The 23,870-nt window shown below is 64.7% G+C and carries 20 protein-coding genes; 9 read left to right on the top strand and 11 right to left on the bottom strand.

Going from position 1 to position 23,870, the window contains the following annotated elements; genetic code table 11:
- A complete protein-coding gene (locus BLV45_RS08220) occupies positions 1–420 on the top strand; it encodes a DoxX family protein (RefSeq protein WP_090531662.1) in 420 nt (139 codons plus the stop codon).
- Between the two features lie 142 nt (positions 421–562).
- On the opposite strand, the gene BLV45_RS08215 is transcribed toward BLV45_RS08220, so the two are convergent.
- A complete protein-coding gene (locus tag BLV45_RS08215) occupies positions 563–1,192 on the bottom strand; it encodes a ParA family protein (protein WP_090531659.1) in 630 nt (209 codons plus the stop codon).
- Positions 1,193–1,367: 175 nt separating this feature from the next.
- On the opposite strand from BLV45_RS08215, the gene BLV45_RS08210 reads away from it, so the two are divergent.
- Positions 1,368–1,787 (top strand): PaaI family thioesterase, encoded by a 420-nt coding sequence (locus BLV45_RS08210; protein WP_090531658.1) that lies wholly within the window; start codon positions 1,368–1,370, stop codon positions 1,785–1,787.
- 130 nt (positions 1,788–1,917) lie between these two features.
- On the opposite strand, the gene panD is transcribed toward BLV45_RS08210, so the two are convergent.
- From panD to BLV45_RS08190, 4 genes are all read right to left on the bottom strand, one after another.
- Positions 1,918–2,304: an aspartate 1-decarboxylase gene (gene panD, locus BLV45_RS08205; protein WP_090531656.1), complete on the bottom strand. Its 387-nt coding sequence runs from the start codon at positions 2,302–2,304 to the stop codon at positions 1,918–1,920.
- An 85-nt stretch (positions 2,305–2,389) separates the two neighbouring features.
- A complete protein-coding gene (gene panC / locus BLV45_RS08200; protein WP_090531654.1) occupies positions 2,390–3,223 on the bottom strand; it encodes a pantoate--beta-alanine ligase in 834 nt (277 codons plus the stop codon).
- An 82-nt stretch (positions 3,224–3,305) separates the two neighbouring features.
- On the bottom strand, positions 3,306–4,178 hold the full coding sequence (locus BLV45_RS08195; protein WP_090531653.1) for a segregation and condensation protein A: 873 nt from the start codon (positions 4,176–4,178) through the stop codon (positions 3,306–3,308).
- 2 nt (positions 4,179–4,180) lie between these two features.
- Positions 4,181–4,366 carry a DUF3460 family protein gene (locus BLV45_RS08190; RefSeq protein ID WP_090531651.1) on the bottom strand — a complete coding sequence of 62 codons (186 nt, stop codon included), beginning with the start codon at positions 4,364–4,366 and terminating at the stop codon, positions 4,181–4,183.
- 315 nt (positions 4,367–4,681) lie between these two features.
- Between BLV45_RS08190 and BLV45_RS08185 the strand changes: the two genes are divergently transcribed.
- Positions 4,682–6,523, top strand: a complete 1,842-nt coding sequence (locus tag BLV45_RS08185) for an autotransporter assembly complex protein TamA (RefSeq protein WP_090531649.1) — start codon at positions 4,682–4,684, stop codon at positions 6,521–6,523.
- 8 nt (positions 6,524–6,531) lie between these two features.
- A complete protein-coding gene (locus BLV45_RS08180) occupies positions 6,532–10,971 on the top strand; it encodes a translocation/assembly module TamB domain-containing protein (RefSeq protein ID WP_090531647.1) in 4,440 nt (1,479 codons plus the stop codon).
- 101 nt (positions 10,972–11,072) lie between these two features.
- Here BLV45_RS08180 and metG read toward each other — a convergent pair whose 3' ends face one another.
- On the bottom strand, positions 11,073–13,232 hold the full coding sequence (gene metG, locus BLV45_RS08175) for a methionine--tRNA ligase (RefSeq protein WP_090531646.1): 2,160 nt from the start codon (positions 13,230–13,232) through the stop codon (positions 11,073–11,075).
- 562 nt (positions 13,233–13,794) lie between these two features.
- Positions 13,795–14,454, bottom strand: a complete 660-nt coding sequence (locus tag BLV45_RS08170; protein WP_090531644.1) for an OmpA family protein — start codon at positions 14,452–14,454, stop codon at positions 13,795–13,797.
- A 276-nt stretch (positions 14,455–14,730) separates the two neighbouring features.
- Here BLV45_RS08170 and apbC point away from each other — a divergent pair, with 276 nt between their 5' ends.
- From apbC to BLV45_RS08145, 5 genes are all read left to right on the top strand, one after another.
- Positions 14,731–15,819, top strand: coding sequence for an iron-sulfur cluster carrier protein ApbC (apbC, locus tag BLV45_RS08165; protein ID WP_090531642.1), 1,089 nt, complete (start codon positions 14,731–14,733; stop codon positions 15,817–15,819).
- A gap of 161 nt (positions 15,820–15,980) precedes the next feature.
- Entirely contained in the window at positions 15,981–16,514 is a 534-nt protein-coding gene (locus tag BLV45_RS08160) for a superoxide dismutase family protein (protein WP_090531640.1), read from the top strand.
- A gap of 259 nt (positions 16,515–16,773) precedes the next feature.
- Positions 16,774–17,343, top strand: coding sequence for a dCTP deaminase (dcd, locus tag BLV45_RS08155; RefSeq protein WP_090531638.1), 570 nt, complete (start codon positions 16,774–16,776; stop codon positions 17,341–17,343).
- An 86-nt stretch (positions 17,344–17,429) separates the two neighbouring features.
- Positions 17,430–19,718, top strand: a complete 2,289-nt coding sequence (locus BLV45_RS08150) for an arginine/lysine/ornithine decarboxylase (RefSeq protein ID WP_090531636.1) — start codon at positions 17,430–17,432, stop codon at positions 19,716–19,718.
- A gap of 2 nt (positions 19,719–19,720) precedes the next feature.
- The gene (locus BLV45_RS08145) at positions 19,721–20,434 is read left to right on the top strand and encodes a lysozyme inhibitor LprI family protein (RefSeq protein ID WP_090532803.1); all 714 of its coding nucleotides are present in this window, start codon (positions 19,721–19,723) and stop codon (positions 20,432–20,434) included.
- Positions 20,435–20,645: 211 nt separating this feature from the next.
- On the opposite strand, the gene BLV45_RS08140 is transcribed toward BLV45_RS08145, so the two are convergent.
- The 4 genes from BLV45_RS08140 to BLV45_RS08125 form a co-directional block, all read right to left on the bottom strand.
- Positions 20,646–20,948 (bottom strand): HigA family addiction module antitoxin, encoded by a 303-nt coding sequence (locus BLV45_RS08140; protein ID WP_090531634.1) that lies wholly within the window; start codon positions 20,946–20,948, stop codon positions 20,646–20,648.
- Positions 20,949–20,960: 12 nt separating this feature from the next.
- Positions 20,961–21,239: a type II toxin-antitoxin system RelE/ParE family toxin gene (locus BLV45_RS08135; RefSeq protein ID WP_090531632.1), complete on the bottom strand. Its 279-nt coding sequence runs from the start codon at positions 21,237–21,239 to the stop codon at positions 20,961–20,963.
- 175 nt (positions 21,240–21,414) lie between these two features.
- Complete coding sequence (gene argH, locus BLV45_RS08130) at positions 21,415–22,821, bottom strand: argininosuccinate lyase (RefSeq protein ID WP_090531630.1); 1,407 nt, start codon at positions 22,819–22,821, stop codon at positions 21,415–21,417.
- 159 nt (positions 22,822–22,980) lie between these two features.
- Entirely contained in the window at positions 22,981–23,796 is an 816-nt protein-coding gene (locus tag BLV45_RS08125) for a helix-turn-helix transcriptional regulator (protein WP_090532801.1), read from the bottom strand.
- Positions 23,797–23,870: the final 74 nt, after the last annotated feature.

Genomic DNA, 23,870 nt, shown 5'->3' with positions numbered 1-23,870 from the left:
ATGAATTCGACCCGTAACGCCGATGCAGCCGCCACGATCCTGCGGCTGGCCCTGGGCGTGCTGTATCTCGCCCATAGTTTGCAAAAGATTTTCGTCTTCACGTTGCCTGGCGCAGCCGGGTTTTTCGTGTCCGTCGGCCTGCCGGGATGGCTCGCGTACGTGACGGCGTTCGTCGAACTCGCCGGCGGCATCGCGCTGTTGCTGGGCTTCCAGGTCCGCTGGGTCGCGCTCGTGCTGCTGCCGTTCATGCTGGGCGCGATGTCAGTTCATCTGCACAACGGATGGAGCTTTACGTCGCCGAACGGCGGCTGGGAATATCCGGCGTTCTGGGCGGTCGTGCTGGTCGTGCAGGGCTTGCTGGGCGGCGGGCTCTACGCCGTTGGCGCGGCGCGTGTGGAGCGGCGGGCTGCCAGCGTGTGAGGTGTCTGGCCGCGATGTCCAGTGCGACAGGCCGTTGCCGCTGTTGCGCCGGATGATCGGCCCGGTCGTGCCGCCCCGTCTCGCGGGGCGGCGGTTTTTTCGGGCGTGACGACGGGCCGGCTGCGCGTCGGGCCCATGGTGTTCAACCCTTGCCGTTGGTCCATTCGATGATGGGTTGCCACTGCTCGAGGTCTTTCTCGACGCGGCTTTTGGCGACATCCCACAGCGTCAGCCCGTGCGCGGCCAGCTGGACGTAGTTCTGCGTATCGCGCAGATAGCCCAGCACCGGCAGCTTCAGGCCCTCGACGAAGCGATGCAGCTGGTCGGCCGAGCGCGTGCGCGCGTCGACCCGCATGCCGACGACGCCCACTTCGACGCTGCCTTTGCGGACGGCCTTCTCTTTGGCGAGCCGCTCCAGAAATTCCTGCGTCGCGAGAATATCGAAGATGGACGGCTGGAGCGGCACGATGATCTTGTCCGCCAGTTCCAGCGCGGCGGTCATGCGAGTGCCGTGCAGGCCGGCCGGGGTGTCGATGATCGCGTGTTCGAGGCCTTTCGGCGGTTTCACCGGGGCGTCGTGATCGATTTCCCACCGCTCGATGGCGGGCAGCGTGCCGGGCCGCAAGTCGAGCCACGCGTGCGAGGAATGCTGTTTGTCCAGGTCCGCGAGCGCGACCCACTCGCCGGATGCCGCAAAAAAACCTGCCAGATTGGTCGAGAGCGTGCTTTTGCCGACGCCGCCCTTCGGGTTCGCCACTACGATGACCGTCATGAATGCTCCCGGGAAGAAGGCTGGGCGCGCCAGCCGGTTTGCCGTACCTGAATGCCTGCCTTTCGTTTTGCAGCCGATCGGATTCAGGCGTTGATAATATCGGCAAATCCGGCCGCGTCGAAGTCTTTGACCGGCCGTTCCGTCTTTTTGTCTTTTCAGCTGAGGTTCGAACCTTATGAGTACACTGCGCCCGGAATACACGATTGAACGCCTGCGCGAACGCCAGAAAGGGACGCTGCCCGACCTGCTCGGGTTTCGCGTCATCTCGTTCGAGCAGGGGTCGCTCGTGGCCGAACTCCCGGTGCGCAGCGACCTGCTCGCGCCGAACGGCTTCCTGCACGCGGCTTCGGTGATCGCGCTGGCCGACACGGCGTGCGGTTATGCGTGTCTCGCCCATCTGCCCGACACGGCGGTGAATTTCACGACGATCGAGCTGAAGAGCAACTTTCTGGGCACCGCAGTGGAAGGGGTCGTTAGAGCCGAGGCAACCGGCGTGCATCTGGGCCGCAGCACGCAGATCTGGGACGCGAAGGTCTTCGCGCCCAGTGGAAAGGTGATGGCGCTGTTCCGCTGCACGCAGATGGTGTTGTACTGACGTACTGACGCGGCCTTGAGCCGGTTCTTTCTCCGGCCGGAAACAGAAAAGCGTAACGTGCCCGGTGTACGTTGCGCTTTTTTGCCTTCGGGGCCGGGCCGGATGAGCGGCGCGGCGGATTGCGCGCGGTTCAGGTCCAGTTCTGCGTCGGCACGTGATCGCGGCTGCCCTTGATCCGGTTGTTTTCGTCAACGAAGACCAGATCCGGCTTCCAGCCTGCCTTCAGCTCGGCTTCGTCGACTGTCGCGAACGCCGCGATGATGACGAGGTCGCCCAGCTGCGCGCGCCGCGCCGCCGACCCGTTCAGCGAGATCATGCCGCTGCCGCGCTCGCCCTTGATCGCGTAGGTCGAGAAACGCTCGCCATTGTTGACGTTCCAGATGTCGATCCGCTCGTTCTCGACGATGTTCGCCGCTTCGAGCAGGTTTTCGTCGATCGCGCACGAACCCTCGTAATGCAGTTCGCAGTGCGTGACCGCCGCGCGGTGGATCTTCGACTTCAGCATGTGGCGTTGCATGACCGTTTCTTCCTTAAGTGCCCTGGATGTGCGTGGAATGTGCGCTGAACGGGTGACGCGATGCGTCCGGTCACCGTCGTCGGCGTCAGATTTCGAGGTTGTCGATCAGGCGCGTCGTGCCGAGTTTCGCGGCCGCGAGCACGACGAGCGGTGCGTCGCCATCCTGCGCGGCCGGCGGCAGCAGGTTCACGCGCTTGCGCACCGCGACGTAGTCCGGTTGCCAGCCGCGCGCGGCGAGCGCGGCCATCGCATCGCGCTCGATGGCCGCGTAATCGCGGTTGCCCGCCAGCACGGCGTCACGCACGCGGTTCAGTTCGGCGGCAAGGCGCGGCGCCTCGGCGCGCTCGGCGGCCTGCAGGAAGCGGTTGCGCGAGCTGAGCGCGAGGCCGTCCGTGTCGCGCACGGTTTCCGCGGCGATGATGTCGGTCGGCAGCGCGAACTGGTTGCACATCTGCCGCACGATCATCAACTGCTGGTAGTCCTTCTTGCCGAACACCGCGACGCGCGGCTGCACGCACGACATCAGCTTCATCACGACGGTACACACGCCCTGGAAGAAGCCCGGCCGGAATTCGCCCTCGAGGATGTCGCCGAGATCGTGCGGCGGATGCACGCGATATTCCTGCGGCTGCGGATACAGGTCCCGTTCCGTCGGCGCGAACAGCACGTAGACGTTTTCCTTCTGCAATTTCTCGATGTCGGCTTCGAGCGTGCGCGGGTATTTGTCGAAATCCTCGTTCGGGCCGAACTGCAGGCGGTTCACGAAGATGCTCGCGACCACCGGATCGCCGTGCTGGCGCGCGAGGCGCATCAGCGAGAGATGGCCTTCGTGCAGATTGCCCATCGTCGGCACGAAGGCAGTGCGGTTCTGGCCGCGCAACTGGTCGCGCAATTCGTGGATCGAGCTGATGACTTTCATGATCGGTCGCGGGTTCCTTGCGGATTTTCAAGCGGAAGAGGGGGCGCCGCCGGCGAAGCGCCGGAGGTTCACGAGGCGAGCCTCATGCCGGCAGGTAGGCGAGGCGCACGTAGATCGGCGCGAACGGCTCGGCCTGCGTGATCTCGATCAGAGATTCGCGCGAGAGTTCGAGCATCGCGATGAAGTTCACCACGACGACCGGCACGCCGCGCGTGGTGTCGAACAGGTCGGAAAACTCCATGAACCGGGCGTTCTGCAGGCGCCGCAGGATCACGCTCATGTGCTCGCGCACCGAGAGTTCCTCGCGCGAAATGCGGTGATGCTGCACGAGCCGCGCGCGCTTGATCACGTCGGCCCACGCGGCGCGCAGGTCGTCGGAATTGACGTCGGGAAAGCGCGGCGTGATGCTCTGCTCGATGTACACCTCGGCGCGCAGAAAGTCGCGCCCGAGCTGCGGCAACTGGTCGAGACGCTGCGCGGCGAGCTTCATCTGCTCGTATTCCAGCAGACGCCGCACGAGTTCGGCGCGGGGATCCTCGACTTCGTCGCCGGTGTCGGCCTTCTTCACCGGCAGCAGCATGCGCGACTTGATCTCGATAAGCATCGCAGCCATCAGCAGGTACTCGGCGGCGAGTTCGAGATTCGTCTTGCGCAACTGGTCGACGTAGCCCAGATACTGGGTGGTGACGTCGGCCATCGGAATGTCGAGCACGTTGAAGTTCTGCTTGCGGATCAGGTAGAGCAGCAGATCCAGCGGGCCTTCGAACGTTTCGAGAAAGACTTCGAGCGCGTCCGGCGGAATGTACAGGTCCGTCGGCATCTTGAAGAGCGGCTCGCCGTACAGGCGCGCGAAAGCGATGCCGTCGACGGTATCAGGCGTCGAATCGGTCGCGGGCGCGGCGAGCGCTGCGTCGGGACGTTTCGATGCGGCGCGGGCCTCGTCGGCAGTCGTCACGCTCAGAAGTTCTGGTAATAGACGTAAGGCGTCTGTTCAACGCGCGACGATTGCTGCTTCGCGCGCTCGTCCAGATCGATCGGCTGCTTGTCCCACAGCAGCGACCGGCCGCGGCGCTGTTCCGCTTCCAGCCCCGGCTTTTGCTGCTTCATCTGATTCAGGAATTGCGTGATATCCGATTGATACATGGTTCGACGTCCGTGAGAGAAGAATGCGGCCGTCGCGCAGGGCGCCAGCCGGTGTCGAGCGCAATTTTACCGCAAGCGCCCGGCCCGGTCGAAAAGTCGCGGAACATTCCAGCCGCCGCGGCGTCGAAGCGCGGGCGTCGCGGGCCGCACGATGGCCGGTTCGCCCGGCCAGGTGGGCGGGCAGGCCGGTTCGGGTGCTTCCGCCCAAAGGAATTATTTGAGATTGCCGGGCCGTGCCGATGTGGTCAAATAGCGAGCTTCGGTCCGCGTGCGCGGCGCCGGGCGGAAACAATCAACAATGGCCGGAGGTCCTGTTTGGCGGGATGTGTGATCGAACCGTCGCGCGTGTCGCGTGAAGCAGCCGGTGCGGGGCGCATGCACGCCGCGTGCCTGAAGGCGCGCACGCTCAGGGTGTGGCTTGTCTTCAGCGTTCTCGCGTTCGTCTGCGCGTTCGGCGCCGGCAGCGCGCAGGCGCGCACGGCGCCCGCCTACAAGGTCGACATCGAAACCTCGCCGCGCGCGCTGCGCAAGCTGCTGGAAGCGCATCTCGATATCGCGCGCTTCGCGAAACGCGAGGACATCAGCGACGACCAGTTCGAATTCCTCGTCACCGCGACGCCGCAGCAGGTGCGCGACCTCACCGCGACGCAGGGCTATTTCTCGCCGGTCGTGCGCACCGACGTCCGCACGGTCGAGGGCAGGCGCGAGGTCACGGTGAGCGTCGATCCCGGGCCGATGACCACGATTTCGTCGATTTCGCTGTCGTTTCGCGGCCCCGTGCTGACTGAAGACCCGGCCCAGGAGAACGCGGCGCGCTTCGCGTTTTCGTTGCACGAAGGCGATCCGTTTTCACAGGACGACTGGGACGGCGCGAAGAACGCCTCGCTGAAAGCGCTGCAGGCGCGCCGTTATCTGGGCGCGAAAATCTACCATTCCGAGGCGCGCATCGATCCGCGCACGCACGAGGCGAAACTGAGCGTCACGTTCGACAGCGGCCCGACGTTCACGATGGGCAAGCTCGACGTCTCCGGCACGCGCCGCTATCCCGGGCAGATCGTCGAGAACGTGAACCCGATCACGGCCGGCGACATCTACGACGAGCAGCGCATCGTCGAACTCCAGCGCCAGCTGCAGAACACGCCGTATTACGCGAGCGTCGCCATCGATACCGACAGCGACCCGGCGAAGCCACTCGAAACGCCCATCCACGTCAAGGTCAGCGAATATCCGTACAACAGCATTCGCGGCGGCGTCGGGTATTCGACCGACAACGGCCCGCGCATCCAGGGGTCGTATTCGTATCTCGACACGTTCGGCGCGGCGTATCCGTTTACCGTCGACGGCCGGATCGACCAGATCCAGCAGTACGGCCAGGTCCAGCTCGCGATGCCGCCGGGCAAGCGTGGCTGGGTGAACAGCGTGCTCGCGTCCTACACGACCACCGACGTCTCCGATACGCGCATCTATAGCATCCGTGCCGGCGTGCAGCGCACGCGCACCTCGCAGTTCATCGACTACGCCTACTCGATCCTCTATTACCAGGACCGGCTGGACCAGAATGCCGGGCCGCCCACGACGAGCCGCGCGCTCGTGCCCTCGTGGTCGTGGACGCGCCGCAACACCGACGATCCGCTGTTCCCGCGCTCGGGCAACCTGATTCACGTCGAGGCCGGCTTCGCGGTCAAGCACGTGCTGACCGACCAGAGCTTCGTGCGCGGCTACGCGCGCGGCCAGCAGTATCTGCCGATCGGCAAGCGCGACCTCGTGCTGTTTCGCGCGGAACTGGGTGGCGTGTTCACGAGCGGCTCGTCGAGCGGGATTCCGGCGTCGCTGCTGTTCCGCGCAGGCGGCTCGAATTCGGTGCGCGGCTACGGCTTTCAGAGCATTGGTAACAACGTCGACGGCTCGATCCTGCCGACCAAATACCTCGTCACCGCGACGACCGAATACCAGCACTGGTTCAATCGCGACTGGGGCGCCGCGGCGTTCTTCGATATCGGCACGGCCACCGACACCTGGGGCGAACGCGTGTTCTATCCGGGCGTCGGCGTGGGCGCGCGCTGGCGCAGCCCGGTCGGCCCGGTGAACGTCGACCTCGCGTACGGCATTCGTAACCACAGCGTGCGTCCGTATCTGACGCTCGGCATCGCTTTCTGATTTTATTCATGACGACGGACACGCCCGCCAACCCGCCACCCGACCAGCCCGGCGACGCCACGCCAGGCGGTCCCGACGGCCCCGGGGGAGCCGCGCCGCCGCCCGTGCGTCCGCGCCGGCGCCGCCGGTTGTGGATGGCGCTCGTGTGGGCGGCCACGGTGCCAGTGGTGCTGGTCGCGCTGGTCGCGGGCCTGCTGTACGGCACGCTCACGACCGAGCGCGGCACGGCGTACGCGTGGCGCGTGGCGGTCAGGATGCTGGACGGCCGGCTCACCGGCACGCTCGACGGCGGCACGATCGCAACCGGTGTGCGGCTGCATCAGCTGCAATGGCGCAGCCTCGACGGCAGCGGCACCGATATCAGGATCGACCGTATCGCCGGCCGCTGGGCGCTGACTGACAAGCCGTGGCGTTTTTCGGTCGACTATCTGCACATCGGCACGATCGACGCGCGGGTCGCGCCTTCTGAATCCAGTTCGGGTCCGCTGACGTTGCCGCAGGACCTGCGCCTGCCGCTGCAACTCGACGTGCGCGACCTGCGGGTGGACAGGCTGCTGTTGCGGCAGGGTGCATCGACGACCGAATTCTCGCGTTTCGTGTTTCATGGGCACAGCGACGGGCGTCATCACGAGGCCGCGATCGACCGGCTCGAGACGCCGTTCGGCGCGGTGACGGCGTCGGCGAAGCTGGATGGTGTCAAGCCGTTTCCGCTGACGGGCGACGCCGGCTATTCCGGCAAGGTCAACGACGAAGCGGTTCAGGTTGGCGGCCATCTGACGGGATCGCTGGAGACGCTCGTCGCCGAGCTCGATGCCAGTGGCATGAAGCTTTCGGGCCACGCGCGCGTCGAGGCGACGCCGTTTGCCGCCGTGCCGATCCGGCGCGCGACGCTGACGTTCGATCACGTGAATCCGCAGGCGTTTGCGCCGGGTGCGCCGTTCGCCGACCTGGCGGTGCGCGCCGAGTTGCAGCCGGTTGGGGCGGAGGATGGCGCGACGGTGGTGCTGGCGCCTGAGAGGGCTTCGGCTGCGGGTGCTTCGGCGGTTGCGCCAGTCGCACCCACAGCCGCTGCCGCGAGTGGCGCGAAGGGTGCGACAGGTTCCAGAAGCGCGAATGAATCAAATGGCATACCGGCCGCGAAAGCGGCTAGTGCTGCTGGTCGTGCGGCATCGGCGGCGCGCTCTGCAAGCAGCGCACGCGTGTCAGGCGTTGCCGTCGCGGGGCGTGTGGCGAGTGAGGCGCGCGCGGCCAGCGTGGCAAGTGGCTCCGCACCGGCTTCCGCTCCCGCGGCCGCGAGCGGCGCCGCACAGGCCGCGAAAACGCCTGGCTTCGCGGTCGCCGGGTCGATCTCGATTGTCAATGCGAAGCCGGGCGGCATCGACCAGACACTGCTGCCGCTCATCGACGCCCATGCCGACGTGCGACTCGACGCCCACACACAGCGCATCTCGAACCTGAACGTGCGGCTCGTGAAAAACGCGACGGTCACCGGTGGCGGCGCGCTCGCCGGCAAGCGCGGCCAGTTCGATCTGCACGTCGCGGGTCTCGACCTGAACGCGATCGAGGCGAGCGTCATGCCGACGCAGTTGTCCGGGCCGGTCGGCATCCGCCTGAACGACGACATCCAGAGCATCACGCTCGACCTCAACGATCCGAAGGCGGCGCTCCGCGCGCAGGGCAAGGTGACGTTCGATCCGGCGCGCATGAGCCTGAGCGACGTCAGGCTGACGGCCGGCAAGGGCCGCATCGATCTGTCCGGCGCCATCAAGCACGACGCGAATTCCACCTACAACCTGAAGGCGACGCTGACCGACTTCGATCCGCTGCTGCTCACCTCGCAGATGCCGGCCCGGGCTCCGGCTTCGGCTTCGGCAGCAAAGGGCGGCAAGGCAGCGAAGGTCCCCACTGCTTCAGTTCCGACCGCCACAGCGCCCCGCAAACCCGCCGCAAAACATCCGGCTCCGGCGAAACGCCGGATCGAGGCACGCGTCAACGGTGCGATCACGGCGGCTGGCGTGCTGGGCCCGACGTTCACCACGAAGGCCGAATTCCGGCTTGGCCCGAGCGTCTACGACGATCTGCCGCTGACAGGCAACGGCACGATCCAGCTTGCCGGCTCACGCATCCTGCCGAGCAAGGCGAGCCTCTCGATCGCGGGTAACGACGTCGATCTGCAGGGCAGTTTCGGCGCGCGTGGAGACCGTCTGCGGTTCCGGGTCGATGCGCCGCAACTGGAGCGGCTCGGATTCGGCATCGCGGGCTTTGTCGCGGCGGACGGCGATGTCACCGGCTCGTTCGCGCATCCGGACGTCGTGCTGAACTACAAGGCCGACAACGTGACGTTCGGCGAGAACCGGCTCGGCCACGCGGAAGGCCACGCCGAGCTGCGCGACGGCGCGAACGGCGCGCTCGTCTTCACGACGGACGCGCGCAACCTCTCGAGCGACGGCGTCGAACTGGCGACGCTCAACGCGCATCTGCGCGGCACGCGTGCGAACCACACGCTCGACGCCGAAGTGACCGGCAAGGTCCGCGAGCGCCCGGTGGACCTGACGCTCGCCGCCAGCGGCCATCTGACGGACGCGCGCGACGGCACGCACTGGGACGGCACGGTGACGCGCCTGCAGAACCGCGGCACGCCGTCGCTCAACCTCGAATCGCCGCTGACGGTGAGCGTCGCCCCGAGCCGCGTGACGCTGGGTTCGACGCGCCTGACGCTCGAAACCGCGGTGCTCGACCTGAAATCCTTTGTCCTGGATCATGGCCGGATCCGCTCGGCGGGCGCGATCACCAACATCTCGGTGCCGCGTCTGCAGGAACTGCGGCAGGAAATCACCGGCACGCCGCCGGTCGTCAAAACCGATCTGGTCTTCGACGGCGACTGGGATTTTTCGCTCGGCGAGACGGCCACGGGCCACATCCAGCTGAAGCGCCGCACGGGTGACATCACGGTCGAAGTCGGGCGCGGTCTCGCTTCGCTGGGTATCACGGACATCGCGGCGCGCGCCGATTTCAGCGGCGGCAACCGTCTGAACGCGACCGTGCATGCGCAGGCGAACCGGCTCGGCGTGATCGACGCCGACGCCCACACGACGCTCGTCATGCAGGACGGCCTGCTGACGGCGGGCGAAGAAGCGCCGCTGACGGGCAACGTGAACGCGAACATCCCGTCGCTGAAAACGACCGGCGGCCTGTTCGGCCCGAGCTATCTGCTCGACGGACACCTCGCGCTGAAGCTCGCGCTCGCCGGCACCGTCGCGAAGCCGAACCTGTCGGGCTCGCTGATCGGCGACGGGCTTTCGGCGACGCTCGTCGACCAGGGCGTGCAGCTGAAGGACGGCGCGATCCACATCGCGCTGTCCGACAATCTCGTCGACTTCCAGCAGGTCGAGTTTCACGGCGCGAGCGGCACGCTGCGCGCCACCGGTCAGGTCAGGCTCGGCGGCCCGGACCCGGACGTGAAGGCGAGCATCGTCGCCGACAAGCTCGAACTGTTCGCTTCGCCGGATCGCGAGCTGTCGCTGTCGGGCAGTGCGAGTGTCGCGAGCGCCGGGCCGCTCGGCGGGCTTGCGATCGATGGCAAGTTCAACGTCGACCACGCGCTCTTCGATATGCCGGAACAGTCGGCGCCGAAGCTCGGCGACGACGTGGTGATCGTGCGTCCGGACGGCACCGTGCGCGGCGAGAAGCAGCCGACCGTGGCGGGCAGCGACAAGCCCATCGGGCCGTTCGCGCCGCGCGCGAACATCGACATCAACCTCGGCAACAATTTCCGCTTCCGCGGGCAGGGCGCCGATCTTGGCCTGCGCGGCACGATTACCGCGATGAGCGCGCCGAACCTGCCGCTGCGCGCGGTGGGCAACGTGCGCGTCACCGAAGGATCGACCTACACCACGTTTGGCCGCAAGCTCGGCATCGAAAACGGCTTCTTCACGTTCAACGGGCCGGTGGCGAATCCGGGCATCAACATTCTCGCGATGCGCCGCAACCAGCAGGTCGAGGCGGGCGTGCAGGTGACCGGCACGATCCAGTCGCCGGTCGTGAAGCTCGTGTCCGAGCCGAACGTGGCGGACAACGAAAAGCTCTCGTGGCTGCTGTTCGGTCACGGCACCGATCAGGGCAACAACCTCGGGCAGCAGAACACGATGACGACCGCGCTCGCGCTGCTGGGCAGCGCGAGCGGCAAGCGGATCGCCAACACGCTCGGGCTCGACGAGTTCACGATCGGGCGCAGCGACGTCGGCCTGACGGACCCCGAAGTGGTGATGGTGTCGAAGGCGATCAACGAATGGCTCGTGCTCGGCTACGAGCAGGGCTTGCAGACCGCGAGCAACGCGATCAAGGCGACCGTGAATCTCACGCGCTACTGGTCGGTTGCCGCGTACGGCGGCACGTTCGAAGGCGTCGAACTTTTCTACACCCGACGCTTCGACCGGATCAACTGGTGAGCAGGCAATAAAAAAGCACGTCCGCGGACGTGCTTTTGATGAGCCGAAGGCGCGGGCCCGCGCGCCTTCACTGTGCGTTATTTCGCGCGATGCTTCACGGGTTATTTCACGCGCATGCCGGGCTTCGCACCGTTGCCCGGTTCGAGCACGTAGATACCCGGCTCGGCTTTCTCGTCAGCCGCCGATGCCGCGAGCACCATGCCTTCCGACAGACCGAACTTCATCTTGCGCGGCGCGAGATTGGCGACCATCACGGTCAGCTTGCCGACGAGCTGCTCCGGCTGATACGCCGACTTGATGCCCGAGAACACGTTGCGGGTTTTCTCTTCGCCGACGTCGAGCGTCAGTTGCAGCAGCTTGTCCGACCCTTCGACCGCGCGGCAGTCGACGATCTTCGCTATCCGCAGATCGATTTTCGCGAAATCGTCGATCGAGATGAGCGGCGATTCTTCCGCGTCGGCCTTGTTCTCCGACTTGCCGTTCGACGCCGCGGCTTTTGCCTTTGCTTTGGCTTTGGCCTTTTCGTCGGCGGTTGGCGCGCCGGATTCCGTGGCTTGCAGCGAGTCGCGATTCGCGTCGAGCAGCGCCTCGATCTGCTTCGGATCGACGCGCGTCATCAGGTGCTTGTATGTGTTGATTGCGCGCGTGGAGCTGAGCGGCGCCGTTGCGTCGGACCACTTGAGCGGCTCGATGCCGAGGAACGCTTCGACGCCTTCGACGAGCTTCGGCAGAACCGGCTTGAGCGCGAGCGAAAGCAGCCGGAACGCCTCGATGCTCACCGAGCAGGTTTCATGCAGCGCGACCGCGTTCGCCGGGTCTTTGGCCTGGTCCCACGGCTTGGCCGTGTCGACGTAGCCGTTCACGGCGTCGGCGAGTTCCATCGTCTGGCGCAGCGCGCGGTTGTACTCGCGCGCCTCGTAGTTCGCCGCGATTTGCGGAATGGCGGCGCGCAACGTGGCGAGCAGCGGATGATGCATCGCGCTGTCCTGGATGCGGCCTTCGAACCGCTTGATCAGGAAACCCGCCGCGCGACTCGCGATGTTCACGTACTTGCCGACGAGGTCGCTGTTGACGCGCGCCTGGAAGTCGTCGAGGCTCAGGTCGAGGTCTTCCATCGTGCTGTTCAGCTTGGCCGCGAAGTAGTAGCGCAGCCACTCCGGGTTCAGGCCGGTGTCGATCACGCTTTGCGCGGTGATGAACGTGCCGCGCGACTTCGACATCTTCGCGCCGTCCACCGTCAGGAAGCCGTGCGCGAACACGTTGGTCGGCGTGCGATGCCCCGAGAATTCGAGCATCGCCGGCCAGAACAGCGTGTGGAAATAGAGGATGTCCTTGCCGATGAAGTGATACTGCTCGGCCGTCGACCCCTTGCGCGTCCACGCGTCGAAATCGATACCGCGCTTCTCGGCAAGGTTCTTGAAGCTCGCGTAATAGCCGACCGGCGCATCGAGCCACACGTAGAAGTACTTGCCGGGCGCGCCCGGAATCTCGAAGCCGAAGTACGGTGCGTCGCGCGAAATGTCCCAGTCGGCAAGCTTCGCTTCGCCCGAATCGCCGAGCCACTCGCGCATCTTGTTGGTGGCTTCCGGCTGCGCCAGGCCACCCACCCAGCCGCGCAGGAAGTTTTCGCAGCGCGGGTCCGACAGGCGGAAGAAATAGTGCGTCGACGTCTTGCGGACCGGCGTGGCACCCGAGACGACCGAGTACGGGTTGACCAGCTCGGTCGGCAAATACGTGGAGCCGCACACTTCGCAGCTGTCGCCGTACTGGTCTTTCGCGCCGCACTTCGGGCACTCGCCCTTGATGAAGCGATCCGGCAGGAACATTTCCTTGACTGGGTCATACGCCTGCTCGATGTCGCGCGCCTCGATGAGGCCCGCGTCGCGTAGCGCGACGTAGACCGATTCGCTCAGCACGCGGTTCTCTTCCGAATCGGTCGAATAGTAGTTGTCGAAGGAAATGCCGAAGCTGTCGAAATCGCGCTTGTGTTCCTGCCAGACGCGGTCGATCAGCTGCTTCGGCGTGATGCCTTCCTTTTCGGCGCGCAGCATGACCGGCGTGCCGTGCGTGTCGTCGGCGCCCACGTAGTAGATCTCGTGTCCGTGCATGCGCATCGAGCGGACCCAGATGTCCGTCTGGATGTATTCGACCAGGTGGCCAATGTGAATCTGTCCGTTCGCGTATGGAAGCGCGGACGTGACGAGAATCTGGCGACGGCCTGGCGGCGTGCCTGCGGTGAGATCGGTAGCGGGTGCTGACATAGGGATTCTGGGGCTTGCGGAAGGACGAAACTTCGATTCTAGCAGGGCAGGCCAGCCCACGCGGCCCTGGCCGGATGGCCGGAGAACAGGTGCATGCGCGGCGGCAGACACGCGGATGAATCTGGGTGACGGGCAGCAATAACCTGCATGGGAACAGAGTAATGCGCTATGGGGCTGGAGTTAGCGCTAAAGCGCTAACTCCAGCCGACACGCGAACTCTGGTCGACCGCAACAATTTGCATGGGACCAGAATAGACACTGAAGCGCCAACTCTGGTCGACAGCTAAAGCGCTAACTCTGGTCGACAGCCGGGAGTGGGCGTGTTGCCGAAAACCGGGCGCCCAAAAAAAACCGGGGCTGAGCCCCGGAGCAACAACGACAAGAGGAGAATGGTGACGCGGTGGCATCGCCAGCCACGTACCGTAAAGAAAGACAGCGGATTTTCAGCAGAGTTCGAATTTTTTTCGATTCGCAGTTTTTATCCGCTGGCTGGCCGTTCAGCCCGCGCGGCCAGCCTTCCCGGCAGGCCGCGTGGCTCGCCATTCCCCTCATGAATACGCGCTTACTTCGGCGCCTGACCCGGCTGGGCCGTTGCGCGCAGATAGATTTCGACGCGGCGGTTCTGGGCGCGACCTGCTTCCGTATTGTTGTCCGCGACCGGCTGCGTCGCGCCCATGCCCTGTGCCGACAGGCGCTGCGCCGCGACGCCATGCGTTGCCAGATAGTTCACCACGCTCTGCGCGCGGTTCACCGACAGCGTCTGGTTGTACGCCGCCTGGCCCGTGCTGTCCGTATGGCCGACCACCTGCGCGATCACTTCCGGGCTCTGGTTGAGCGTCTGTGCGACCTGGTCCAGCACCGGCGCGAACGAAGGCTTGATCGCGTAGCTGTTGGTGTCGAACGTGACCGAGCTCGGGATGTTCAGCTTGAGCGAGCCGTCCGGCTGCTCGGTGATCTGCGTGCCGGTGCCCTTCGTGGCGCCCGACAGCTTGTTGTGAATCGCCTGCCAGTTGTAGCCGGTGATGCCGCCGACCGCCGCGCCGACGCCCGCGCCGATCGCAGCGCCCTTGCCGCCGCCGAAGATCGCGCCGAGGCCCGCGCCCGTTGCCGCGCCCACGCCCGTGCCGAGCGCCGTTTCATTACCCTGCTGGGTGGCGCAGCCCGCGAGCAGCGCGCCAGCAGCTGCAAACACCGTAAGACGGTTGATGATTTTCGTGTTCATTTTTCGTTCCTCTCTTCAAAAAACCAGTCGTCGATGACTCAGGCAGAAAGCCGGGCAGGATATCTGCACCGACAGCGGAAAAGGGACTTCAGGCAAGGCCACGCGCCAGCCACTACAATAATGGATCATTGCACGGCGATGTGACCCTGCAGACAATTGCCGCCGAAGCGTGCCCGGCAAGCCCGTTTTTCGCAATGCCGTGCAACAATTTCTTTCAATTTCCTGTGGCAGGCGATGTTTCGATCCGACTGTGCCACGGGTGTTCCTGGAGTTTCAATGAGTATCGATCGGGCTTTGGTCGACGCCGCACTCGCGGCAGTCTCTGACCCTAACACCGGCCACCCGTTTGCGGCAGCAAAGAACTTCAAGAACGTTTCCGTCGATGATGCAACGGTGAGCGTCGACGTGGTACTCGGCTATCCGGCCAGACGTCAGTTCGCGGCGATCGAGGCGCTGGTCGCCGGCGCGCTGCGCGAGGTGCCGGGCGTCGCGAACGTCCGCGTGCAGGTGTCCCAGCAAATCGCCGCGCATACCGTGCAGCGTGGCGTCAAGCTGTTGCCGAACGTGAAGAACATCGTCGCCGTGGCGTCGGGCAAGGGCGGCGTCGGCAAAAGCACGACGGCCGTGAATCTCGCGCTCGCGCTCGCGAGCGATGGTGCCTCGGTCGGCATTCTGGACGCCGACATCTACGGCCCGTCGCTGCCGATGATGCTGGGCATCGAGGGCCGGCCGGAATCGCCGGATGGCCAGTCGATGACTCCGATGACCGGTCACGGCGTGCAGGCCAACTCGATCGGCTTTCTGGTCGACCAGGATAATCCGATGGTGTGGCGCGGCCCGATGGCGACGTCGGCGCTCGAACAGCTGCTGCGGCAGACGAACTGGCAGGATCTCGACTATCTGATCGTCGACATGCCGCCGGGCACGGGCGACATCCAGCTCACGCTGTCGCAGCGCGTGCCGGTGACGGGCGCGGTGATCGTCACGACGCCGCAGGACATCGCGCTCCTCGACGCGAAGAAGGGCCTCAAGATGTTCGAAAAGGTGGGCATTCCGATTCTCGGCATCGTCGAGAACATGGGCATGCATATCTGCTCGAACTGCGGTCATGAAGAGCCTGTTTTTGGCGCCGGCGGCGGCGAGCGCATGGGCAAGGAGTACGGCGTCGACGTGCTCGGCAGCCTGCCGCTCGATATCGCGATCCGCGAGCAGGCCGACTCCGGCCACCCGACAGTGGTGGCCGATCCGGACGGCCGTATCGCCGACATCTACCGCTCGATCGCGCGCAAGGTCGCGATCCATATCGCCGAACGCGCGCGCGACATGACGTCGAAATTTCCCAATATCGTCGTGCAGAACACCTGAGGGTTTCGCGGCCGGAACGTGCGGGTCCATGCACCGGCCCGCGCTGGCCATCCGGCAGGCATGTCACATGCATCAATGCGCGAGGCCGGCGCGGTATCATGTCGGCTTCGAGGTCTGGCGGGGCGGGCGCAGGGGCGCTCGCCGGCCGGCAAGAGGATCGCATGAGACAACGAATCGACGGACAGGCGGTGCATGCGTTCATCGTTCTGGCTGCCAGCAGCCTGCTTCTGTGCGGCTGTACTTCATTCCTGAGACCGCAGGAAAAGCGCGCCGACGCGCAGTTGCTGCCCACTGCAGGCAATTTGGCCCGCGGCACCGTGACGTTCATCGAGCGCTCGGACGGCGTGCAGGTCACGTACAACCTGGCGGGCCTGCCCCCGAACAGCGATCACGCGCTGCAGATCCACGAGCGCGGCGACTGCAACGCGTCCGACGGGTCCAGCGCCGGCGCGATTTTCTCGCCGGGCGCGGAGCGGCTCAAGGCGGGCGCGCGCGTCGAGGGCGACCTCGGCAACATTCACGCGGATTCGAACGGCGTGGCGAGCGGCTTTATCGTGGCGCCCGAAGTCTCGCTCGACGGCGTGCGCTCAGTGGTGCAGCGTTCAGTGCTGCTGCATCACGACGCGAGCGACCCGTACGCGTATCCGCAGCATGGCGCGGGCGTTCCGCTCGCGTGCGGACTGATCCGGCAGTGAAATTTCCCGTTACCGGCAGCTTTTGTTCGATCGCGTAAAATAAGCGCCTTTCGTCGGGCGCGAGCCGGAGCGCGCGTGGCTTATCCCCTTGCCAGCCGCCCCGGATCTGGCCTGCGGTCCAGCCGCCTGTCTGGCTTTCACCTGCTTTCGCCCGGCAAATTAACAGGTTTTAACCCGGCTTCAACCCGGCATTGGCAGACATCAACCCGACCTCAACCCGGCATCAACCCGGTTTTTATTCGTCAGGCAGCGTTCAACTATGACCATCAAATCCGACAAGTGGATCCGGCGCATGGCCGGCTTGCACAACATGATCGAGCCGTTTGCGCCCGATCAGGTTCGCGTCTCCGAGGACGGCCGGAAGATCGTCAGCTATGGCACGTCGAGCTACGGTTACGACATTCGCTGCGCCGACGAATTCAAGATCTTCACGAACATCAATTCGACGATCGTCGATCCGAAGAACTTCGACGAAAAATCGTTCGTCGACTTCAAGGGCGACGTCTGTATCATCCCGCCGAATTCGTTCGCGCTCGCGCGCACCGTCGAGTATTTCCGCATTCCGCGTAGCGTGCTGACCGTCTGCCTCGGCAAGTCCACGTATGCGCGCTGCGGGATCATCGTCAACGTGACGCCGTTCGAGCCGGAGTGGGAAGGGCACGTCACGCTCGAATTCTCAAATACGACACCTTTGCCTGCCAAAATCTACGCGAACGAAGGCGTCGCGCAGGTGCTGTTTTTCGAAAGCGACGAGATTTGCGAGACGTCGTACGCGGATCGCGGCGGCAAGTATCAAGGCCAGCACGGCGTGACGTTGCCGAGGACCTGACGCGCGCAGCGCATCGACCCACCAGTTATACGGGTGACCGCTGCTCTTTATAAAAGACAGCGGTCGTTCTTTTTGGAGAATCGCCCATGAAGTTTCGTTTTCCCGTCGTCATCATCGACGAAGATTTCCGCTCCGAGAACATTTCGGGTTCCGGCATCCGGGCACTGGCCGAAGCCATCGAGAAAGAAGGCGCGGAAGTGCTCGGGCTCACGAGCTATGGCGACCTGACTTCGTTTGCGCAGCAGTCGAGTCGTGCGTCGTGCTTCATCCTGTCGATCGACGACGATGAACTCTTGCCGTACGTCGACAACGTCGTGGTCGAGGGCGAGACGCCCGAGCTCGCCGCCGCGATCGTCGCGCTGCGCGCGTTCGTGACCGAAGTGCGCCGCCGCAACGCGGATATTCCGATTTTCCTGTACGGCGAAACGCGCACGTCGCGCCACCTGCCGAACGACATCCTGCGCGAACTGCACGGCTTCATCCACATGTTCGAGGACACGCCGGAGTTCGTCGCGCGCCACATCATCCGCGAGGCCAAGGTGTATCTGGACTCGCTCGCGCCGCCGTTCTTCAAGGAACTGGTGCAGTACGCGGAAGAAGGTTCGTATTCGTGGCACTGCCCGGGCCACTCGGGCGGCGTCGCGTTCCTGAAGAGCCCGCTTGGCCAGATGTTCCACCAGTTCTTCGGCGAGAACATGCTGCGCGCGGACGTCTGCAACGCCGTGGACGAACTCGGCCAGCTGCTCGACCATACCGGGCCGGTGGCGGCGTCCGAGCGCAACGCGGCGCGCATTTTCAGCGCGGATCACGTGTTTTTCGTGACGAACGGCACGTCGACGTCGAACAAGATCGTCTGGCACGGCACGGTCGCGCCTGGCGACATCGTGCTGGTGGACCGCAACTGCCACAAGTCGATCCTGCACGCGATCACGATGACTGGCGCGATTCCGGTGTTCCTGACGCCGACGCGCAACAACTTCGGCATCATCGGTCCGATTCCGCGCAGCGAATTCGAGCCGGACAACATCCGCCGGAAGATCGAGGCGAATCCGTTCGCGCGTGAGGCGCTCGCGAGGAATCCCGACCTCAAGCCGCGCATCCTGACCATCACGCAGAGCACGTACGACGGCGTGATCTACAACGTCGAGATGATCAAGGAAATGCTGGGCGACTGGCTCGACACGCTGCACTTCGACGAAGCGTGGCTGCCGCATGCCGAGTTTCACTCGTTCTATCAGGACATGCACGCGATCGGCGCGGGTCGTCCGCGCATCGGCGCGATGGTATTCGCGACGCACTCCACGCACAAGCTGCTGGCCGGCATTTCGCAGGCTTCGCAGATCGTCGTGCAGGACTCGAAAAACAGCCGCTTCGACAGGCATCGTTTCAACGAGGCGTATCTGATGCATACGTCGACGAGCCCGCAATACGCGATCATCGCGTCGTGCGACGTGGCCGCGGCGATGATGGAAGCGCCGGGCGGCACGGCGCTCGTCGAGGAATCGATCGCCGAGGCGCTCGATTTCCGTCGTGCGATGAGCAAGGTCGACGCCGAGTACGGCGAGGACTGGTTCTTCAAGGTGTGGGGCCCCGACCAGTTCGCGGACGAGGGCATCGGCTCGCGCGAGGACTGGATGCTGCGCCCGAACGACCGCTGGCACGGTTTCGGCCCGCTCGCCGAGGGCTTCAACATGCTCGACCCGATCAAGGCGACGATTGTCACGCCGGGTCTGGACGTGGACGGCGATTTCGGCGAATCCGGCATTCCGGCCGGGATCGTGACGAAATACCTGGCCGAGCACGGCATCATCGTCGAGAAGACCGGGCTGTATTCGTTCTTCATCATGTTCACGATCGGCATCACGAAGGGCCGCTGGAACTCGATGGTCACCGAGCTCCAGCAGTTCAAGGACGACTACGACAACAACCAGCCGCTGTGGCGCGTGCTGCCCGAGTTCGTCTCGCATCATCCGATGTACGAGCGCATCGGCCTGCGCGACCTGTGCGAGCAGATCCACAGCGTCTACCGCGCGAACGACATCGCGCGGCTGACGACCGAAATGTACCTGTCGAGCATGGAACCGGCGATGAAGCCGTCCGACGCGTTTGCGAAGCTGGCGCATCGCGAGATCGACCGGGTGCCGATCGACGAACTCGAGGGCCGCGTGACATCGATTCTGCTGACGCCATATCCGCCGGGCATTCCGCTGCTGATTCCGGGCGAGCGTTTCAACAAGACGATCGTCAACTACCTGCGGTTCGCGCGCGAATTCAACGAGCGCTTCCCGGGTTTCCATACCGACATTCACGGGTTGGTGGGCGAGATGATCAACGGGCGCATCGAGTACTTCGTCGATTGCGTGCGGGCCGGCTGAAGATGAAGGGGCATCTGAAGGCGGCGGTGCGCGCGGGATGGTGCGCGGCCGTCGTGGCACTGGCCGTGCAGTCCGGCGTGGCGCGCGCCGAAGTCGCGGCGGCCGATCCGATCGACGCGTCGATGCGCACGTGCCTTGCGCGTAGCGACATGTCGTCGACGGCGGGGCAGGTGCAGTGCATGGAAACGGCGCGGGCGGCGTGGCAGTCCGCGTCTGATCTTGCGTACCAGCAGTTGCTGGCAAAGGTGAAGACATCGCAACGCAGGGGTTGGGAGCGTAGCCAGCGAAGCTGGAAGGCGTGGCGCGACGCCGAGGCACCGATGCTGAGGGCAGTTTTCGAGACGACGAGTGGCACGATGTACGTGCTGTTCGAGGCCGACATGCAACTGCAGCCTGTACGAGACCGCGCGCTGACGCTTCGCGCCGCCGCGAACGAGGCCAATGGGGGTGGCGGCAACAAGCCGTCGCCGCGTCCGAGGGCGTGTTCCCGTGATGCTGACTGCGCGCATGCGAACCGGGATCTGAACCGTTACTACCAGCGGCTGCACAGGGAGATGCCTTCACGCGAGCGGCCGAAGCTGGTTCGCGCGCAACGCGCGTGGCTGGGTTTTCGCAACGTGACGATGCCGCTGGTTGACGCACGCGGGCGGATCGACATCATAGGCGCGCGGGTCGCGACGCTAAAGCGGTTGTCGGAGACCGTGGGCAACGACTGAGGGGTTGGGCCTTCGGGCAAGCGCCGGTGGCGTGTGGTGGCGCGTCACGAGGTCAACTGAACGTGAACGGGTCGTGCGAAGGCGAGGTGGACATGTGCACTGGCTTGCCGAAGAGATTGAGAGTGCCGCCCCGCACAGGGGCGACACTAATAGACCGACGCGAATTCAAGGAAAGGCCAAAGAAAAAGACCACCCAAAGCCAGCCGCAACGTCACGCAGACTCAGGCTCATAGCGATGAATCGCATCCAGTTGACGCGCCAGTTCATCTTTCATATGAGCCGTGTCATAGTCCAACTGGAGACCGGTCCAGAATTCGTCACTCGTGCCAAAGTATCGGGACAGACGCAAACCGGTATCGACCGTTACCGAGCGATGGCCCGCGACGATCTCGCCAATACGTTGCTGGGTGACTCCGATGTCCTTGGCAAGCCGGTACGCGCTAATACCCATCGGAAGCAGGAACTCTTCCGACAGGATCTCCCCCGGATGGGGATAGGGAATTTCACGTGGCATAGACGGCACCTCCTAGTGGTAGTCGACGATCTCGACGTCAGATGCGTCCCCGGCATTAAACCGAAAACATACGCGGTACTGATCGTTGATCCTGATGCTGTGCTGCCCGGCCCGATCCCGCACGAGGGCCTCCAAACGATTGTTCGGCGGAATCCTCAAATCATCCAGATTCACCGCTCGATGTAGCATGGCGAGCTTCCGCATCGCGACTTTCTCAATATTTGCGAATCTCGCAACTCTCGTGCCCATGAACAGAGCCTCGGTGTCAACGCAGCGGAAGGTCTTGATCATGTTCTAATACTATTGCGTCGCAATACTATCGTCAAGCGAGAGTATGTAACAGTGCGTTGGGGAAACCACACAGCAGAAGTGCAGATCCCGCCGACTAACATCTGTTAATTGCGTGATATTCAAAAAGAGCGGACCCGAAACAAAAAGGGCCGCCCAGAATAAAAAAACAGAACCCCTAACCTAACGCCGCCCGAGCCTCTCGAACAGCATTCAAAACCTGCTCAGGCGAGGTCCCGCCTGGATGATTCCGGCTCGCGACGGAGCCTTCAAGCGTGAGGTATTCAAAAACATCCTCACCGATGAGGTGAGCGACCCCAGGCAATTCACTCCGCATCTCTTCAAGCGAAAGATCAGCAAGATCGCACTCACGATCGACGCAAACGCGCACCGCAAGCGCAACCGCCTCATGAGCATCCCGAAACGGCAACCCGCGCTTGACCAGATAATCCGCGAGATCGGTGGCGGTCGAAAACCCTTGAAGCGCCGCATCCCGCATGGCCGCGGGCTTGACCTTGATCCCGGCAACCATCTCGGCAAAAATCCGCAACGTATCGGCGACCGTATCGACGGTGTCGAACAACGGCTCCTTGTCTTCCTGATTGTCCTTGTTATAGGCGAGCGGCTGGCCCTTCATCAGCGTGAGCAAGGCCATCAGATGCCCGTTCACCCGTCCGGTCTTGCCGCGCGCGAGCTCGGGTACATCGGGATTCTTCTTCTGCGGCATGATCGACGAGCCAGTGCAGAAGCGGTCCGCGAGATCGATAAACCCAACCCGCGGGCTCATCCACAAAACGAGCTCTTCCGAGAACCGCGACACATGCGTCATCACCAGTGCCGACGCCGCCGTGAATTCAATCGCGAAATCGCGATCCGAAACCGCATCGAGTGAATTCGCGCAGATCCCGTCGAAGCCGAGCGTCTTCGCGACGGCATGCCGATCGATCGGATAGCTCGTGCCGGCGAGCGCCGCCGCGCCCAGCGGCAGACGGTTCACGCGCGTACGGCAATCGCGCATGCGCTCGGCGTCGCGCGAAAACATTTCGACGTAGGCGAGCAGGTGATGCCCAAACGTCACCGGCTGCGCGACCTGCAGATGCGTGAACCCTGGCATGATCGTCGCGGCGTTCTGTTCAGCCAGATCGATCAGCGCGCCGCGCAGGTCCTTCAGCAAGCCGCCGATGCGGTCGATCTCGCCACGCAGCCACAGACGGATATCGGTCGCGACCTGGTCGTTACGCGAGCGGCCGGTGTGCAGGCGCTTGCCCGCGTCGCCGATCAGCGCCGTCAGGCGCGCCTCGATGTTCAGGTGGACGTCTTCCAGGTCGAGTTGCCACTCGAACTCGCCGCGCTCGATTTCACCCTTGATCTGCGCCATGCCGCGCTGGATGGCGGCGAGGTCGTCGGCGGCGATGATCTTCTGCGCCGCCAGCATCGAGGCGTGCGCGAGCGAGCCTTCGATATCGACCAGCGCCAGACGCTTGTCGAAGAAAACCGACGACGTATAGCGTTTGACGAGTTCCGACATCGGCTCCGAGAAGCGTGCCGACCAGGCTTCGCCTTTTTTGTGCAGTTGGGACGTCATGATGTTTGGCAGTGGAGAGACGGTGAAAGGCGGGCGACCTGTAGCCACGTCGCCGGTAGAAAAGATTTCATCGGGACAGCGATTTTAGCATCCGGCGACGTTCCGGCTCCCCCCGGGCCCGCGCGCCGGCGCCAGCCGCGAGCCGTCCCGCAAGGCAGCCTACATCCGCACGAGGACGACGAGCTTCAGATCCTCGCGATGCGCGGGCTTGAACGTCATCTGGTCGTAGACGATGCGGCCGTGACGCGGGTGGTTGAACTCCCGCCTGCCACCTTCGCGTCCACCCACGTCCTGCGACGCCCAGAAGCGCGCGAACGCGTCGCTCGCCGCACTCAGCGAATCGATCAGCGTGCGCGTCGGCGCTTCGTTCAGGTGACGGATCGAATCCGCGCGAAACTCGGCGGCGAGCCGCCTCGCGCGCGGCTCCCAGTCGGCGATCAGCTCGCGCGCGCCGGGCCCGGTGAACGTGAAGCGCAGCAGGTTGCGGTCGTGGCCGTCGTCGAGCCAGCCGACAAAGAGGTCGGCCGCCCGCGCGTTCCAGGCGAGCGCGTTCCACTGCCGGTCGAGCACGTAAGCGGGCGCGTCGATCAGCTGGACGGTTTCGAGCAGGCGCGCGGGCGCGTCGGCGGCGGCCGGGTCGGGCTCGGCGGGGTCGCGCTGCGCGGCGAGTTCGAACAGATACGCCCGCTCGGCGCGCGACAACTGCAACGCGACGGCGATGCGCGCGAGCGCATCGGCGGAGGCCGACACGGGGCGGCCCTGTTCGATCCACGTGTACCAGGTCGGGCTGACGCCGCACAGTTGCGCGACTTCCTCGCGCCGCAGGCCGGGCGTTCGCCGCCGGGGCCCGGGCGGCAAACCGACGGCCTGGGGCGACAGCCGTTCGCGATGCGCGCGGATGAAGTCGCCGAGCGCGCGCGCGGGCGTGGCGTCGAGCGGTGGCGCAACAAGCTCGGGGGAAGGCGGCCGGGTCATCATGTGTGTGGAGGCGGGTGGTGTTGATACCAGAATAATTGCTTAACTTGTACTGGTACAGAGCGGGCTCTATT

The sequence above is a fragment of the Paraburkholderia sartisoli genome (assembly GCF_900107685.1).
In the GTDB taxonomy this organism is placed as follows: Bacteria; Pseudomonadota; Gammaproteobacteria; order Burkholderiales; family Burkholderiaceae; genus Paraburkholderia; species Paraburkholderia sartisoli.
Note: the sequence above shows the minus strand (reverse complement) of the source record. Positions and strands in the feature narration are given on the sequence as shown.